Origin of the sequence: Algoriphagus sp. (assembly GCF_039969895.1) — a bacterium.
Classification (GTDB): Bacteria; Bacteroidota; Bacteroidia; order Cytophagales; family Cyclobacteriaceae; genus Algoriphagus.
Genome location: NZ_JBDVMZ010000004.1, coordinates 1 through 16,477 on the forward strand (window position 1 = coordinate 1; position 16,477 = coordinate 16,477).

The following is a 16,477-nucleotide window of genomic DNA, read 5'->3' on the forward strand; positions in this document are numbered from 1 at the left end:
AGTAAAAAACACACCTTCTTAGAAGGTGGCTTTGAATTGCCCCTGTAAGGGGCTTTTGGCACCGAACTAGAAGTCAAAGCCTTGTTGCTGTTCTTCTACCTTTCGTTCTTCTTTCTCTTGATACTTAACATATCGCTTGATCATATCTTCATCAAGTCCCACTGTGTTTACAAAATAACCCCTTGCCCAAAATCGATTGCCCCAATATGGCTTCTTCTTCAGGTTGGGATAACTTTTGAAAAGCTTGATCGCTATCTTTCCTTTCAATGTCCCCATCAATTGCGAAATAGAAATCTTTGGTGGTACCGAAACTAGCAAATGAACATGATCATCTTGAACATTCAGCTCCTCAACAAGGCAGCCCTTCCATTCGCAAAGCATTCTTATATCTTTCTCTACTATCTCCTTAATCGCTCCCTTCAAAATCCGAAACCTATATTTGGGTACCCAAACAATATGATAATCACATTTGAAAACTACATGACTTGACTTCCTGTATTTGGTCATAACCCAAATATAAGCATAGCTAATAGGACATGACCACCTGCAAAGCAGGTGGATTTCTAAGGTGAATTAAAGATGGAAGGCTCGGAAAAAAAACACCTGCGGGTAAATTAATTGATGAGAATAGCCTAATTAAGTGGGAAAGTAGACACAATGAAAAAATAATAAATAAGGCAAGAAAACTTATTTGGGTTTCACACAATGCATCTTCAGGAAAAACTGCAAAAGAATTACTGAAAGACTTTGACACAGCTTACAAGGCCATCATAGATGCTGAAGCAGCCCTTTACAGCCTGCCTGACCGACATATTGAAACTGAAAAGAGCAAACAGCTAACTGACCAACTACAAAATGCAATAGATGCCTTTCAGGATAAAATGCCAAAGGTGTTTGACCCCTTTGCCGGTGGTGGAGCAATCCCATTAGAAGCGGCTCGATTGGGCTGTAAAACCTACGGGAACGACATAAACCCAGTAGCGCATATCGTCCAAAAAGGAAGCCTTGAGTTTCCGCAAAAGTACGGCAAACCCGTTACCTACTCTAATGCCGAGTTTGTAAAGCTTTATGGTGAAGAAACACTAAAGACCATACCGAACGAATGGAAAACCTACAATGCGGGAAATGCTACAGGAGCGCGCATACCCAACCGTTTGAGTTTTGATGTGGAGTTTTATGCTAAAAAGCTATTGGCAGAAACCGAAAAAGAAATTGGCCACCTATATCCTTCTGATGAAAAGGGGAATAAGCCTTTAGTTTACTATTGGGCAAAGTCGGCTGTTTGTTCTAATCCCTCTTGTAAAGCAGATGTACCGCTTCTAAAACAGTTTTATTTAGCAAATAAAAAAGGTAAGAGTATTTACTTAAAGCCGATTATCGAGGGAAATAAGATTGAATTTGAAATAGCTCATGGAAAATGTGTGACTGAGGGATGGAACAACAGAGGGAATTTGAAATGCCCATGTTGTAATAACTTGACTGATGTGAAAAAAATAAAAGACCAAACAAAAAATGGTTTACTAAAAGAAAGGCTTCTTGCTGTTGTAACCGAAGGCAAAAGCGGTAAAGAATACAGACTCCCAAATTTGAATGAAATTTCATCCTTAAACCTTCTGCCTGATGACATAGAAATTCCTACCGAGAAGATGCAACGTAATTCTGCAGGAGGAGATACATTTAGTTGGGGCATTACCAAATGGGGTCAACTTTTCTCACGAAGGCAATTATTTGGCATTCATACTTTAATCAAGTCATTGCATAAAGTTGAAAATGAAATGAATTTTGATGGGGATTATAAAAATGCAATCATTAGTTATTTAGGTATTTGGATAGACCGCACAGCTTCCTATTTAACTTCCTTCGGAAGATGGATTCCACAAAACGAACAGCTTACTAGTATATTCGGTAGGCAAGCTATTGCAATGGTATTTGACTATCCAGAAGTAAGTATTTTCAGTCCTTCTACGAGTGGTCCTATGAACCAACTTGAATGGATAAAAATGTACATCGAGTCTGAAAATAAAGTGCCATTCGTAGCGAATTGTCGGCATGCGGCTAGTGGAGAGAAAGCACAATTCGGTAAAAAGACCTTAACTGCGGTAATCACTGATCCACCTTATTATGATGCCATTGCTTATGCAGATTTATCTGACTTTTTCTACACGTGGATGAAAAGAAGTATAAGCCACCTTTATCCATTAAATTTTTCAACCCCTCAAACTCCTAAAACGGATGAATGCACAATGCTTAAACACCATCACAGAGGAGATAGAGTGAAAGCAAAAGAACATTTTGAAAATAAACTTTTACAAATTTTTGATGCCATTGAGCACCAAACATCAGACATAGTAAGTATAATGTTTGCACACCAAAGTACTGAGGCTTGGTCAACTTTATGTAACTCCATTCTGGGTGCACGCATGAATATAACTGGTTCATGGGCTATAGACTCAGAAAGAGATACGAGAATGATTGCGAATGCGGGTGCCGCTTTACAATCATCTGTTACAGTCGCCTGTATTCCATCCCAAAGAACAGGCTATGGCGTTTATAAGGAGGTCAGAAAAGCCATTGAAAAAACAGTTGCCAAAGAAGTAGAAGAACTTTATCGACTAGGCTTTAGAGGAGCAGATTTATTAACGGCATGTTTTGGTCAGGCTGTAAGTGAGTTTGGTAAATACGAGAAAGTGGAGAAAGCCGATGGTAGTGAAGTGACGGTGGCTGAGTTGCTGGAAATGGCCAGAGAAAGTGCATTCAACGCCTTGCTCAAAGGCTTTGCGGGAGATGACTTTACCAAGTTCTATATTGCTTGGTTGCAGCTTTACGGTTTTATAGAAAGTGATTTTGATGATGCCGCCAAATTTAGCCGGGTAGGTTTGAGTATTAATGTTCAAGAGTTATTTACCGACCACATCCTTATCAAAAACGGCAACAAACAGGCTTTGGGAGGCTATAAAGAACGCTTAGCTGCGAGCAAGAATCTGGGGGATAAAGTTGGCAGCCACTTGATCGATCAGGTACACCGCACCATGCATTTGTTCCAAGGAAGCAATCGGGGTAATCTATTGGAATATATCCATCGGGTAGCTTCCAATCCCGATAGTCCATTTTGGCGGGTACTTACTTCGCTTTGCGAAATTTTACCAAGTGGCAGTGATGACCACAAGCAAGCTACAGGGCTAATCGCTAACAAAGAAAGTCTAATCAGAGAGAGTGCTACCGCTGATAAAGAAAAAGCATCACAAACAAAATTATTTTAATAACACAGGACAATCAGATGAAACAGATACAACAAGACAATCTTTTCAAAGCATTTGGGCTATTTATAGAAGCCTTTCGCCCCTATGTAGTGGCTTTGCTCAGCAAAGATGCAGGAGACAAGTGGCCGGCATGGTTCGTAGAAGCACTATACCCCCAGCAGCAAGACAATTGGAATCAGGGATTAAAATCAGGCTCAGCACCTGAGTCACTGATTGATTACCCCTACCTCAAGAGTTTCGCCTTGAAATACAAAGATTTATTGCGTGCCGATTTCAAAAAAGACACCAATAAGCTCGCCACCCGTTTGGAAACCATCTATGATGTCCGCAACAAGTTGGCACACTTTCAAGAAATAACTGAGGATGAATTTGCAGAAGTATTCATCAATATGAAGAGCATTGCCCGAGCCATACAAATGGATGAATTGGAAGAGGCATTGGCTATTCTACAAGAAGCAAAAGAGGATGCGCCAGTCTCCAAATCAACGGATAAAGTAGCTGTACCACTAGAATATGGCGCTTTGATTCCTTGGTTTAGAGTGGTTACCCCTCACATGGACATCAAGCAAGGCAGATTAGATGAATCAGTATTTGCGGCCAACCTTGCTGAGGTAGCATTAGGAAATGGAAGAGAAATCTACAGCAATCCTGGTGTGTTCTTTTCCAAAACCTTTTTTACCGCAGGGCTTAAAAATGTAGCTAAAACCGTACTAAAAGGCTTGAATGGAAAGGAAGATGCAGAGAACCGTGTTATTTCTTTGCAGACAGGTTTTGGTGGAGGAAAAACGCATACATTGATATCACTTTACCATCTCAGTAAGTGGGGTAAAAACGCCATTAATTCCAATTACACCAAAGAACTCTTATCCTATACTGGTGCCCCGGAATTTGATTCAGCCAACATTGCCGTATTTACCAATACCACCAATGATGCAGCCAATGGCAGGTTAGCTGAAGAAGGCATACATATCCAAACCATTTGGGGAGAGTTAGCCTATCAATTGGGCGGAAAAGCAGCTTATGAAATCATACGCAAAAACGATGAAGGTCTAATTGCTCCCGCAGGACTTTTCAAGCAAGTATTGGAACAATGTAAACCTGCCTTAATTTTAATAGATGAGCTGGCGGATTATTGTGTGAAAGCATCTGCGAGAAAAGCGGGGAACAGTAGCTTGGCAGACCAAACCATCAGCTTCATGCAAGAATTAACAGAAGCTGTGTCGGGCACAAACAATTGCGTGGCTGTAATTACTCTCCCTGCAAGTGTTCAGGAAGTAGGCAATACTCCTGAAGCACAAGCCATTTTAAGCTCTTTGCAAAAACGAGTAAGCCGAGTGGGTGCAGATACCCAACCTGTAGCAGATGAAGAAATATATGAGGTAATCAGAAGAAGGTTATTCGAGGATATTGGTGATGATAAAACGATAGAGTCTATTGCTGATCAATACATGACCATGTATCAGGAATTTTGGTCAGAACTCCCTGCAAATGCCAACAAATCAGAATACAAACAAAAGATTCTAAAGTCCTACCCTTTCCATCCTGAACTCATAGATGCATTCAGGGTAAGATGGGCAAGCCATCATGATTTCCAGCGAACAAGAGGCGTATTACGCTTATTGGCAGCCATAGTAAGTGACTTATGGAAACGTCAGCAATCGCTACCGGGTGGCAATGCCATGATTCATCCCGGCATGGTAAACTTCGCCAACTTAGATGCGCTTTCTGGTCAATTGAAAAAACTGTATGGCAATGGCTATGATTCAGTGATTTCGGCAGACGCAGCTGGTTCTTCTTCTAATGCATTCAAGATTGATAGCAATAAAAAAGAATACGGGGATTGGTACTTAACGCAATCTATAGCATCCGTTATTCTTATGAACTCCTTTGGAAGTGAAGGAACAAATAAGGGGATTTCAGTACCCGAACTTAAACTGAATATTTTGGTGCCTCATGGCTTTAATCACAACAGTATCAATGGTGCTCTGGATGAATTGGAAAGCAATGCTTACTACTTGTACTATGCTCAATCTTCGAGTTCTGGAAAACGCTATTGGTTTCATACCAAGCCTAACATCAATATCCTGATCAATCAGGCAAAAGGCGATGTAAAGCCAGAGGATATTACTGCAGAGATCATTAACCGATTACAGCAAAAGAGCAAGAATATCAATGGGTTTAATGTTCTGGTAAACCCAGCTGAAGACATACCAGAGCAATTAAAGCCAACACTCTTGATATTAAGTCCAAATCACCTGGCAAACCCAAATGGGTTAAATGGAAAGACTTTACCTTTAATTGAGAAAATAGCTACCAAAAAGGGTAATAGTGAGCGAATTTACAGGAATACGATGTTGTTTCTGGTTTGCTCCGAATTAGGAATAGGCAAGCTGCAATCAGACTTACGAGAGTATTTGGCTTGTCAAAAAATCAGTGGAGAGTACAATAATCAATTAGAACCCGAGCAAAAAACAGACCTTCGAAAAAGACTGGATGATGCCTCTAAAAGCTCGGAATCTTCGCTGGTAGCTGCATATTCGATTATCACCAAGTTCTCGGTTAAGAAAGGTACAGATGTGCTCCAAATACGTCAGTTCAAAGACAGCATTGATTCACAGATCAATACCAATATCATTGAAGCATTAAAGGAAGAAGAGTGGCTATTAGAGTCGGTAGGTTTGAGCACCTTAAAGAACAACAATTTACTCCCTACACCGGAACAAGCCATCAAAGCCAAAGACATCTATGAAGCCTTCCTTCGCTTTGATGATAAGCCAATGATTACCGGGCCGGAAGCAGTAGCTAGAAGCATTCAAAAATACTGCACTAATGGTGAGTACTGCATTGCTACAGGAGATGGCACAAATTATACACGGTTCTTTTTTCAAGAGGTAGTTCCATTTTTTGATGTAAATGATGTTACCTATTGGTTAGTGGATAAAAGTCTTAAACCTGTTCCACAACCGATTACGCCAATTGATAACCCCATCACAGGTACCGGAAATTCAGCTACAAATTCTCTAAATGATCCAATACCACAACCCATAGGATCTAAATCAGAAGAATCGAGTTCAGGAGTGAAGCAATTCAAAGCAATAGTCGTTTCAGGAAATGTGCCTTTGGAGCGTTACACAGAGCTATTCAATTATTTCATCACACCATTTGCTATGAATGGAAACAAGATTGAAATCGAAGTGAATTTTAAAATCAGGTCATCAAGCGGTAGCCCTATTGATGAAAGCAAACAACAATACAAATCAGCAAAGGAAGCTGCGAAACAATTGGGGTTAAAATTTGAAGAAGAAGACTAAAGGTGATGGAACACAAAGCAAAATAGAATTTAATCAGAATGCAAGGAATTTTAGACCCCAAATTTAATCTCTCTAAGATGATAGTGGAATAAAACAGCAACATATGGAACAGAGCCTATTTTTCAATATCCTAACTTTTAACTGGCCTGAAGAGCCAGTTACACTGTATTTTTCAGATACTGATAATGGGATGTGCCAAGAACTTTACTTTACGCTGTTCCCGAATGAAGTTGAGAAATTGTTTCCAAATATTGTGCGCAACAGTACCAATAAGCTTTATACAACCTTTGGCTATGCAGCAGATGGTTTCAAGCCACTACTAATAAATTTGAAAGCAGATAACCCTGATTTTGCGAAACGTTACTTCAATAACCAGATAAACTATTATTTCAGAAAGGTAGCAGACAAAATTGTCCGTACTGGATTCGTCAATGAAAATCAAATTTGGCTTAAATCCAGTTCAGGAAGCACAAGCCTGTTTGATGTCTATGAAAAATTTTCATTGAAAGTACAAATTGCCCTTGTGAGCAATTATCCAGAGATTGTATTGTCTTATGATGGCCAGTCTAAAATTTGCAAGCAAAGTGCGGCAGAATTGATCACCACTATTAGCCCAAAGTATTTCAACAGAGTCCTGCACAACAAAAGCTTCTATAAATGGGAAAAGTGCCAGGAAAATGAGTTCATCGATCCTGAAAATTGCTTTCCAGTAATTAACAAAGAGCTTGAAGCAGCTTTAGGTATTCCGATAGAAGCGCCATCAAGAGAAAATCGATATCCTATATACCTTCGCTACATTAAAGGGTTCTACTCAAAGTACATTAAGAAAGAACAGTTTGGAAGATTCATAAAGCTGAATGATGAAGGGTTTTTGGCTGTAAATCCGTCCAGAATAGACACAACATCCGAAGAAAGTAACCAGTTATTATTTGGCAATAGTCAGCCGGACACTACACCAAAGTATGCACTAAAAAATCTAAAGCCATTCAAGAAAAGTCCATATCCAAATATTCATCTATTTTTCATTGTCCATTCAGACGACATAAACCACACCTTCACCATAAAAGATCACTTCGAAAACGGTTTAGCCTCATTTGAAGGCATGAGAAGTTTTGTTGGTCTCCATTTCCACACGGAAGAAGGGTTCAGCATAGTTTTCAAGGATAAGGACAACCCAATAACTGAAATTGAAAAAGAGTTGATTAAAAGAAGCTTTGATCCTGAAATTCGATACATAGCCATATACATCACTCCGTACGGCAAGTTTGAAAAGGATAAACCAAAGAGAGAAATTTACTACCAACTGAAAGAACTACTTCTTAAAAGAAGAATAACATCTCAAGCAATAGACCCTAAAAAAATGGTAGAACAGGGTCTTAATTGGAAATACAGCCTACCAAATATTGCAGTTGCTATGTTGGCAAAGCTTGATGGTATTCCGTGGCGATTAAACACGCCTATCAAAAATGAACTAGTCGTTGGTGTAGGTGCTTTTAAGCATGTGGATATAGGAGTTCAATATATTGGCAGTGCTTTCAGTTTTACCAATAATGGGCGTTTTAACCGATTTGAATATTTCCTAAGAGATGAAATTGACATCCTTGCTGGTTCCATCGGTGATGCAGTGAAAAATTATGCTACAGTCAACGCCTCACCTGATAGGCTCATTATTCATTTCTACAAAACCATGAGCGAGAATGAAATGGAGCCAATCATCCAGCAGCTAACAGACCTTGGACTCGATATTCCGGTATTTATCATTACCATCAACAAAACAGAATCGCAAGACATTGTAGCCTTTGACAGCAGCTGGAACGGACTAATGCCCGACAGTGGCACATTCATTGGCATCGGCAGAGACAAATATTTGCTATTCAACAATACAAGATACAATAGTGGTCCAGTAGCAAAAGCAGATGGTTTTCCTTTCCCAATCAAACTCAAGATTCAATGTTCTAATCCAGAGCTTACTAAAGACACCAAAACGGTAAATGAATTGATTGATCAGGTATATCAGTTCAGCAGGATGTACTGGAAATCTGTAAGGCAACAAAATCTACCTGTCACAATCAAATACCCTGAAATGGTGGCGCAAATAGCTCCCCATTTCATTGGTAATGACATACCTCCTTATGGGAAGGACAATCTTTGGTTTTTGTAAAAGAATAGAAAATGAAATCAGAAATTGTTTATAAGAATCTAGAAGCCACACTCGCTTTAATTGGCGACCTAATTTATACCGAATCCTTCATCGTAGATGGGGGAGCTGACTTTTTAAACAGCAAAAATGTAACTCTTATAAAAGGTCAAAAACAATTCCAAATATCTTTTATTCTTGAATGGGAAGAAAGGCGGTATTTTAACACAGCAATAGAAACAAAACTGACAGAATATAAACTCACCGCAGAGTCGGGAGACGTATACTATGCTCCAGAAAGATCAACCTTACTAACCAATATAACTGACATCAATATTGATCTTCCTGAATTTAAAGTTTCTGGTTCTGTCTCCAAGCTATCAACAACCCCATTAGCTGATTTTGAAGATAAATATCATAGAGTTTTGATCCCTATTTCAGACACTCAATTTAACTTTGATCATATTGCTAGGTATCGATATGACTCTGATGCTGCAATTAAGAATAGGGAGTTAGTAAAGGTGAATATCGAGAAGTACAAATTTCATTTCTACACCTTCAAAAAGGATGATAAGGTATATTGGGCAATTGATTCTTTACAAAAACTGGCCTTCCGTGAATTTCAGGAATTGGCTTATTCTATTTTCAATTCCTATGGCTTCATAACGGGTGATTTACATTTGAACGAAGCATACTATGTCTGTTCTAATGATCACCGTTTTGTGTCTGATTTGGAATTGATGTACGCATCACTTCGTGATTCATTAATTACAGGATATGGCATATATACCACAAATCCATATTCAGTGTATGTCCCATTATTTAGAAGTCAACAAAAAGAAATTGATCATAAGTTTGTTAAAACTTGGACACAAAAATTAGTATGGTTTCCAGAAGACGTATTTTCAAATCTAGCAACCTTACTGTACAAAAATGATTCTATTTCTAGGGCAGCTCTAATTGTACTTGAAGCCAATCTTCAACCTTTGGAATTAAAGGCAGCTTCCTATTGTGTAGCATTTGAAGCTGTCTGTCATACAATCAAAAAAGAGTTCGGAATTAGTAGTCCTAATGTGATAGATAATGAAGTCTGGAATGACACTATAAAATCCCAGTTTTCTAACCTCATTGATAACCTGGCATCCAAAGAAACTATTAATGAGGATCAAAAACGAATACTAACTTCCAAACTCAACAACTGGAATCAACCTACAAATCGAGATTCGCTCACGGCACCTTTTTCAAAATACTCTTACACTCTGAGTAGCGATGAATTCAAGTGTATCGATAACAGAAACAGATTCTTGCATGGCAGCTTACCCGTTGATGAAAGAAATCATGATGAAGCCTTTTCGGAGCTATATCATATTTCTCTAACCATTCATAAATTGATTTATATTTTGATTTTAAAAGCAGCCAAATTTGAAGGTTACATTATTAATTATCCGAAACTACATCAACACATTACTGGCCGAAATATTGATCAAGAACTATTTGTTGAAATATAAACCTCCCGCACCCACGTGCTTCCAGTAGGTTCATTCCGTTCGTTCGTGCCTCACTCTCTTCATTCACCCACTTCCAGCACCGCACAGCAAGAGTAGCCCGTTCTTCCATTCCGCTGTGCTACATACATTCCATACCGTGCCACACTTGCTTTTCCCAACGCACCCCCCAACGCAGGTAAAGCGGTATTCGTCAGTCGTTCCGTTTTGTTCCGCAAAAACATATCTGCAAGGGTAAAATGCACTCCCTTCGGTCGCCCTTGCATATACCGTTCACTTACCAGTTCGTTTGCGCTCCAGTGGGTGCTCACTCACTGCCGTTCACTTGTTTTGCTTCAAACACTCTCTCCTTCCTCACTCGCAGCTATTTCATCCCCCCAAACCCCTTCTATGGTGTTCGCTCCACTCACAATATTTTTTATTGGGTGTCTGCCGCTGCTTATTGTTTTTGCTCGCCTGCGGGTCGCTTCGGGCTGATCGGGCTGTCATGTTTTTTGCTTTCACCTATTTGCTTTCAGTCGCTTCGTTTCAGTCACTCGTTCCTCATTCCTTCAATTCAGCCACTTTCAGCACCGCACACAAGCGTAGCTCTTTCACTTCACTACACGAACCAACGCACCGTCATTCCGCAATCTGCCTGCAATCCTCCTCCAATGGCTTTGTACTTCATTCAAAAAATACAAACCCTACCAATGCTATTGCAGGCAGTTATTGCTCCACTCCTTTCCAACAATCGTTTCGTTCCGTTCAGTCGCTACCCTTGCCTTTGCCGACCCTGATGCAAAAAAACACGCCAGCCCTGCCGTAACCGGTAGGCGTCTGCCGCCCTCATTCTTCGGGCTTTTGCAGCCACCACCCTTGCTCCGCTCGCAGGCGGCTCGCACGCACAGCTACAGGTCTCCATTCCGTTTCCCTCCATTCCGACCTTCCGCTTTGCCAACGCTGGCTCAAGGCTGTTTTACCTGCGTTTCCGCACGATTCAGATACATACAATAATTAGAATTTTAGTATATTATCCTTTCGTAAAACATAAAACCAAGTATCATGGTAATAGCGATTTTAGGATGGGGTTCATTAATTTGGAATATAGGGGATTTAAAAATCAGAGAAGAATCATGGAACACTGATGGTCCTAATTTTCCTATCGAATTTGCTCGTATTTCAAATGGCAATAGACTAACCTTAGTTATCAGACCAGACTTTGACCCAGTTCAGACTTTATATGCAACATCTCAATTTGACACTATTCAACAAGCCCGTAAGAATTTGCAAGAGCGAGAAAACAGCCCAAACATTGATAGTATAGGTTATATAATCTTTTTGTCAGGTGAATCTTCAATCAGAAGGATTTCCGATCAGCTAACAAATGAACTAAACCAATGGAGTTTGTCAAAAAATTATGATGCAGTTATTTGGACAGATTTAGGACCCAATTTTTCTGATAAATCCGGTACTCAATTCAATATTGGGAATATAACTAGCTTCCTAAATTCCCTCTCTCCTGCAGATTACCAATCAGCAAAGGAATATATTCTAAATACTCCTGCTCAAATTCAAACTCGTTTCCGAAATGAAATTGAGCTATTTCTTAATTCCAGAAGCTAATTGAAACATAACCATAGGTCTTTCTAATAAATAATCACTCATACATAAAGCAAAGGTACAGGCGTGCGGATGCGAGAGCTGCAAGGGTTCGCTTCGCCTGTTAGGAAAAAAAATCTCCACCCTACGGGTAGTATTTTTTTCCCACAGCCCTTGCTGCAATCGCACCGTCCTGTGATGACGGGGCATTATGTATAAGTTTTTATTCAGAGTCCGTTTCGGCAGCCGGTGGTTGTTGGCGGGCGTTCGCACCTCAGGTCATCCGTTCCATGCAGGCATTCAGCGTTTCGGTATCACCGATTATACGCTACGTATCTTTTGGTTCGAGTTGTGCCTTTCAGAGCTACCCTTTTAGGGTGGCTCATTTTTTTTTGAAAAATTATTCGCTTAAATCAGATTTTTTATTTTTTCGGAGTATTTATAAGAAAATCAAAAGAATGAAAAAACTCAAAAAACTAGACGTAGAATACGACCAGGTCGTAGTTCTTGATTTCCTTTCAGAAACAGAAAGAAGAAAACATCAAATTACTATTGAATTGGAGTCCCTTTTCAAAGCAAATAGAATCGGAATCATGCCAGTTTATTTAAATAACAGGAATGATTTAGAATCTATAATGAACACCCTTATTCAGTTAGCAAAATCCGGGAAAAGATTTATGATTCATTTTGTCGCTCATGGAAATGTAGATGGTATAGGCTTTAAGGAAACAGCAGAATTCATTTCATGGGTTGACCTCGAACCCTTACTTATATCGTTAAATAAAGAGTGTCAAAATACTGTTGTTCTAAATATGACAACTTGTTTTGGATTGCACGGTATAAAAACAGTAAACCCGTTTTCTTCCGACAAACCTTTCTTTGGCTTAATTGGCTACACTGAGAAATTAAAGATCGTCAAAGGGAAACAAGCCAATTCTCATTTTTATACAAGCGTTTTTAATGGTCTCCAATTTAACGAAGCATTAAAGGCTTTGCAATTACAAACCAATGATTTACGGTTCCATTGTATAACCTCAGAAGGATACTCATTTTTAAAAAATAAAGGAGAATAGCAAAGTTAGGCGGGCTCGCACAATCCCATCGCACTATCGGACTGTAAAGGTCAAGCCCTATGGGTTTTGAAAAAAATCTCCACCCTTCGGGTAGTATTTTTCTCAAAAACCTTGACAGCCGACCTCCGCCCGCCTTTTCAAGAGCTTTCTCTTTTCTTTTTTTCCCTTTTTTCTTTTCTCTTTTGAAAAAATGTATGCAAAGCGCAGCGAGCAAAACTTAAATGGCTCACTGTATGAAATCGTTTCGTATCAAAACACACCGACTGGAAAGCAGCTACCAACAGCCGCACTTCTTTATCCTGAATAAAGGATTGAACAGCGGGAAACCACTCAACAACGCTTGCCCAAATTGCTTTGTTTGCCTCACAGAATGTGTCGAGCACAGAGAATTTCTCTACTGGCTTTGCTTCGGATTATGGAAATCAAAATCCTTCCACTATTTCCTGAAAGGCTCTGTAATTCCTTTCGTCACCATTGGCGAAACTCGAAAACTAATCCGAGAAAGCTCAATCAAGGCAAGCAGCAAATCCCAGGCATTTGAAAAGGCAATTCAAGCCCTTCAACTACTCGATACCAACGAGCAAAAAATCAAGGTCACACTAAAGATGATTGATACTGCCAGACAAGCCATATTTTATGACATGATGAAAGAAACAGGTGCAGGGTAACTTCCTGCCCTGCCAAAAGAACAGGGTAAAAAAAGCAAAATAAGGCACACAAACGCAACAGCATCCAAGAAAGAACTACTACCTAATTCTTGAAGTAATTTAGTTGGCGAAGGGCAAATCCATGGTAAGTCCGTGTCAAGTCCAAGCAAATGTTTAATCCTTAAAAAATCGTAAAGAGATGGGAAAAATTAATCAAGGTATTCTCGGTGGTGTCTCAGGACAGGTCGGGAATGTAATCGGTGGAACTTGGAAGGGCATCGATTACCTGCGCATCAAACCTTCCAGTGTAGCGAACCCAAGAACTGAAGGTCAGGTTGACCAGCGTTCGAAGTTCTCAACTGTCTTGCGGTTCTTGCAGCCCATGACAGACTTCCTGAGAGTCGGTTTCAAGTTGTATGCAAACAAAATGACCCAATTCAATGCGGCCATGTCATACAACCTGAACAATGCGATTACCGGAGTTTATCCAAACTTCATGATTGACTATGCAAGTGCATTGGTTACTCGTGGTAATCTCACGACAGCTGCCAACGGTGCTGCCACTTCTCCAAGTGTTGGATCAGTGGAAGTGACCTGGACAGATAACTCAGGCAGTGGTAGTGCTCAGGCAACAGACAAAGCACTGATTGCTCTTTTGAACACGACCCGCGGAGAAGCAGTTTTTACAACTGCTGGACCAGCAAGGAGTACCGCAGCTGCAGCCATTCCTGTACCTTCTGAGTACTCAGGTGAAGATGTAGAAGTCTTCTTAGGATTTGTATCAGAAGACGGAAATAAAGTCGCTAGCAGCGTTTATTTAGGCTCTGTAACAGTTGCGTAAAGCAATTGGTGTTTTCCTTGAAAGCCGCTTCCTTTGTGGAGCGGTTTTTTTATGCCCACACACTTCGTTTTTCCTTTCTTTAGTCCTTAATTAGCCTAATATCAACACTTCTTGTTGCTAATCTGTTGCTATTACGACATAACTACCTGATATACAGGTATTGAAAAGATATTGCATCGGTAAATAAAAAAATAAGTAAGGAAACTTCACACACTTTCATTCTGGTACTATCGATGAGCTTTAAGTCTCTGTTAGTACTCACCTAATTAAACTTCTTTTCCCTTGAGCATTTTGTACCAGTGTAAATAAGGCAGCCCGTACTTTTTAAGCATCCAAAGTCTCAGGTACTCTTTACTACTACAGAAAACTAAGTTTTGCTTTAGTTTTGGATTAGGGATGAAGTTTTGATAGTAGTCAAACTCTGCCAAAATCATCTTACCCTAACCTGTCTCCATCCTTATAGGCAATGCGTTTTTGGGATCCGGCATCATTGAGGATAATCATCTAGTTAATAGACCGAATTGGCACAGCTTTAAAGCCAAATCCTATAACATTCCACTCCTTGCGATGTTCTTAACCTGAATAAATGAAACTCCCAAAAATGAAAAATTCAACCGTTTCCCAAATCAGCACAGTTACCTTGTTTAGATTCCGCGGAACAAATGCTTTTTGGATTTTTGGGCAAATGCAAAAGGCAAAAAAGAAATTTGAACAAGTTCCAGGGCTACAATTTTTCAAACTAATGGGAAGCGGTGGCAAAAATGGCTTCTCTAAAATGCTGAATGTGAACGTATATGCTCTTCATTGTGTATGGAAATCAGAACAAGATGCGACCAACTTTTTCAAAAAATCAGAAACCTTTTCTGAATTTAAATCCAGGTCAACAGAGCTTTACCACATCTTTTCGAAAGCAGTAAAAGCTCATGGTCTATGGGATGGTACTAATCCCTATGAAGCAGAAGCCATAACTGCTTCAGGCCCCATCCTAGTGATCACTAGAGCCCGTATAAAACTACGATTTTTGCTGAAATTCTGGCGACATGTCCCCTCTTTGGGCAAAAAAGTGGATCAGGCAGCAGGATCTATTTTCTCCATAGGCATAGGAGAATACCCATGGTTTATGCAAGCAACCTTTAGCATATGGGATTCCTATGAATCCATGCGAGCTTATGCGTATGGATCTCCTCTTCACATGGAGGTAGTCAAAAAAACAAGGGAACTGGGCTGGTACTCGGAAGAGCTTTTCGCCAATTTTATACCTTATAAAACAGAGGGCAGCTGGGAAGGTCTTGAGCTAGATCTTTAATCCCAAGACAGAATGACTTTAATATACCACTGTCCAATTTACCTCAGGGTTTTTATAAGCCAATTTGAAAGTTTAATTTGGGTGAAATAGTCGGCGACCTGAACCTTTTGACATGAAAAGCATATTCCGTTTCTAACTATGCACCTCAACAATACTTTTCTAGTGTATGAATAAATTTATCGTCGGATTTCTAGCAGCTCTCTTAGTCATGGGAGGAATATGGTTTTTCGCTGATAGACAAGACGAGCGAGAAGAATTGAATGCCAATACCGCAATGATTCAACAGCAGATTCAGCAGGTTGGAAAACTCATCGTCACGGAAGGGTATTACTCTCAAGTTTACACATTCAAGAATTCTCAAAAACTTTTTCTTAGTCTGGTCAGCGCCAACAAAAAAGCAATGATACTTGCCAAAGCAAAAGCTACCGTAGAGTATGACCTACGCCAACTCGAAACTAAGATTGACCCGGAGTCGAAAACAGTTACCATCACCAAAATCCCGGATCCTGTAGTCAATATTTATCCAGAATTTGAATACTACGACGTCACGCAGGACTTTTTAAATCCCTTTGAAGCAAAAGATTATAACAAAATAAAGTCAAGTATTACTGAGCAGTTTCGTGCAAAAATAGAATCTTCAGACCTTAAGAATGATGCTCAAGAACGCCTAATGAGCGAATTACTGAACATCTACATTTTGACCAAGTCTCTCGGTTGGACCTTAGTTTATAATGAAGTTGTCATTGAAAATGAGGAGCAAATGGAGAATTTAAAGAAATAGCCATAGCCCATCTTGATGCTTTTTACACAGAAATT

Annotated in this window: 12 protein-coding genes; 10 read left to right on the plus strand and 2 right to left on the minus strand. The window is 39.8% G+C overall.

Annotated features, from left to right (window positions below):
* Positions 1–66: 66 nt before the first annotated feature.
* On the minus strand, positions 67–507 hold the full coding sequence (tnpA, locus tag ABJH64_RS01075; protein WP_348299339.1) for an IS200/IS605 family transposase: 441 nt from the start codon (positions 505–507) through the stop codon (positions 67–69).
* A 383-nt stretch (positions 508–890) separates the two neighbouring features.
* On the opposite strand from tnpA, the gene ABJH64_RS01080 reads away from it, so the two are divergent.
* The 4 genes from ABJH64_RS01080 (at position 891) to ABJH64_RS01095 (ending at position 10,216) form a co-directional block, all read left to right on the plus strand.
* On the plus strand, positions 891–3,260 hold the full coding sequence (locus ABJH64_RS01080; RefSeq protein ID WP_348334667.1) for a DUF1156 domain-containing protein: 2,370 nt from the start codon (positions 891–893) through the stop codon (positions 3,258–3,260).
* A gap of 17 nt (positions 3,261–3,277) precedes the next feature.
* Positions 3,278–6,571: a DUF499 domain-containing protein gene (locus tag ABJH64_RS01085; RefSeq protein WP_348334665.1), complete on the plus strand. Its 3,294-nt coding sequence runs from the start codon at positions 3,278–3,280 to the stop codon at positions 6,569–6,571.
* 103 nt (positions 6,572–6,674) lie between these two features.
* Positions 6,675–8,732, plus strand: coding sequence for a Piwi domain-containing protein (locus ABJH64_RS01090; protein ID WP_348299242.1), 2,058 nt, complete (start codon positions 6,675–6,677; stop codon positions 8,730–8,732).
* 11 nt (positions 8,733–8,743) lie between these two features.
* Positions 8,744–10,216, plus strand: coding sequence for a hypothetical protein (locus tag ABJH64_RS01095; protein WP_348299243.1), 1,473 nt, complete (start codon positions 8,744–8,746; stop codon positions 10,214–10,216).
* A gap of 59 nt (positions 10,217–10,275) precedes the next feature.
* Here the strand turns inward: ABJH64_RS01095 and ABJH64_RS01100 are convergent, their stop codons facing one another.
* Positions 10,276–10,524, minus strand: coding sequence for a hypothetical protein (locus ABJH64_RS01100; protein ID WP_348299244.1), 249 nt, complete (start codon positions 10,522–10,524; stop codon positions 10,276–10,278).
* 733 nt (positions 10,525–11,257) lie between these two features.
* On the opposite strand from ABJH64_RS01100, the gene ABJH64_RS01105 reads away from it, so the two are divergent.
* The 6 genes from ABJH64_RS01105 to ABJH64_RS01130 all read left to right on the plus strand — a co-directional run bounded on the left by ABJH64_RS01105 (position 11,258) and on the right by ABJH64_RS01130 (position 16,442).
* On the plus strand, positions 11,258–11,818 hold the full coding sequence (locus ABJH64_RS01105; protein WP_348299245.1) for a hypothetical protein: 561 nt from the start codon (positions 11,258–11,260) through the stop codon (positions 11,816–11,818).
* 434 nt (positions 11,819–12,252) lie between these two features.
* Positions 12,253–12,867, plus strand: a complete 615-nt coding sequence (locus ABJH64_RS01110; protein ID WP_348299246.1) for a hypothetical protein — start codon at positions 12,253–12,255, stop codon at positions 12,865–12,867.
* A gap of 233 nt (positions 12,868–13,100) precedes the next feature.
* The gene (locus tag ABJH64_RS01115; protein ID WP_348299248.1) at positions 13,101–13,535 is read left to right on the plus strand and encodes a hypothetical protein; all 435 of its coding nucleotides are present in this window, start codon (positions 13,101–13,103) and stop codon (positions 13,533–13,535) included.
* 178 nt (positions 13,536–13,713) lie between these two features.
* A complete protein-coding gene (locus ABJH64_RS01120; RefSeq protein ID WP_348299249.1) occupies positions 13,714–14,355 on the plus strand; it encodes a DUF6266 family protein in 642 nt (213 codons plus the stop codon).
* 601 nt (positions 14,356–14,956) lie between these two features.
* Complete coding sequence (locus ABJH64_RS01125) at positions 14,957–15,661, plus strand: spheroidene monooxygenase (protein ID WP_348274249.1); 705 nt, start codon at positions 14,957–14,959, stop codon at positions 15,659–15,661.
* A gap of 166 nt (positions 15,662–15,827) precedes the next feature.
* Complete coding sequence (locus ABJH64_RS01130) at positions 15,828–16,442, plus strand: DUF4230 domain-containing protein (protein WP_348274248.1); 615 nt, start codon at positions 15,828–15,830, stop codon at positions 16,440–16,442.
* Positions 16,443–16,477: the final 35 nt, after the last annotated feature.

Excerpts from the sequence above, each read along its gene's own strand:
- tnpA (WP_348299339.1), bottom strand. The coding sequence starts at position 507 with ATGACCAAATACAGGAAGTCAAGTCATGTAGTTTTCAAATGTGATTAT.
- ABJH64_RS01085 (WP_348334665.1), top strand. The coding sequence starts at position 3,278 with ATGAAACAGATACAACAAGACAATCTTTTCAAAGCATTTGGGCTATTT.
- ABJH64_RS01090 (WP_348299242.1), top strand. The coding sequence starts at position 6,675 with ATGGAACAGAGCCTATTTTTCAATATCCTAACTTTTAACTGGCCTGAA.
- ABJH64_RS01095 (WP_348299243.1), top strand. The coding sequence starts at position 8,744 with ATGAAATCAGAAATTGTTTATAAGAATCTAGAAGCCACACTCGCTTTA.
- ABJH64_RS01105 (WP_348299245.1), top strand. The coding sequence starts at position 11,258 with ATGGTAATAGCGATTTTAGGATGGGGTTCATTAATTTGGAATATAGGG.
- ABJH64_RS01110 (WP_348299246.1), top strand. The coding sequence starts at position 12,253 with ATGAAAAAACTCAAAAAACTAGACGTAGAATACGACCAGGTCGTAGTT.
- ABJH64_RS01115 (WP_348299248.1), top strand. The coding sequence starts at position 13,101 with ATGAAATCGTTTCGTATCAAAACACACCGACTGGAAAGCAGCTACCAA.
- ABJH64_RS01120 (WP_348299249.1), top strand. The coding sequence starts at position 13,714 with ATGGGAAAAATTAATCAAGGTATTCTCGGTGGTGTCTCAGGACAGGTC.
- ABJH64_RS01125 (WP_348274249.1), top strand. The coding sequence starts at position 14,957 with ATGAAAAATTCAACCGTTTCCCAAATCAGCACAGTTACCTTGTTTAGA.
- ABJH64_RS01130 (WP_348274248.1), top strand. The coding sequence starts at position 15,828 with ATGAATAAATTTATCGTCGGATTTCTAGCAGCTCTCTTAGTCATGGGA.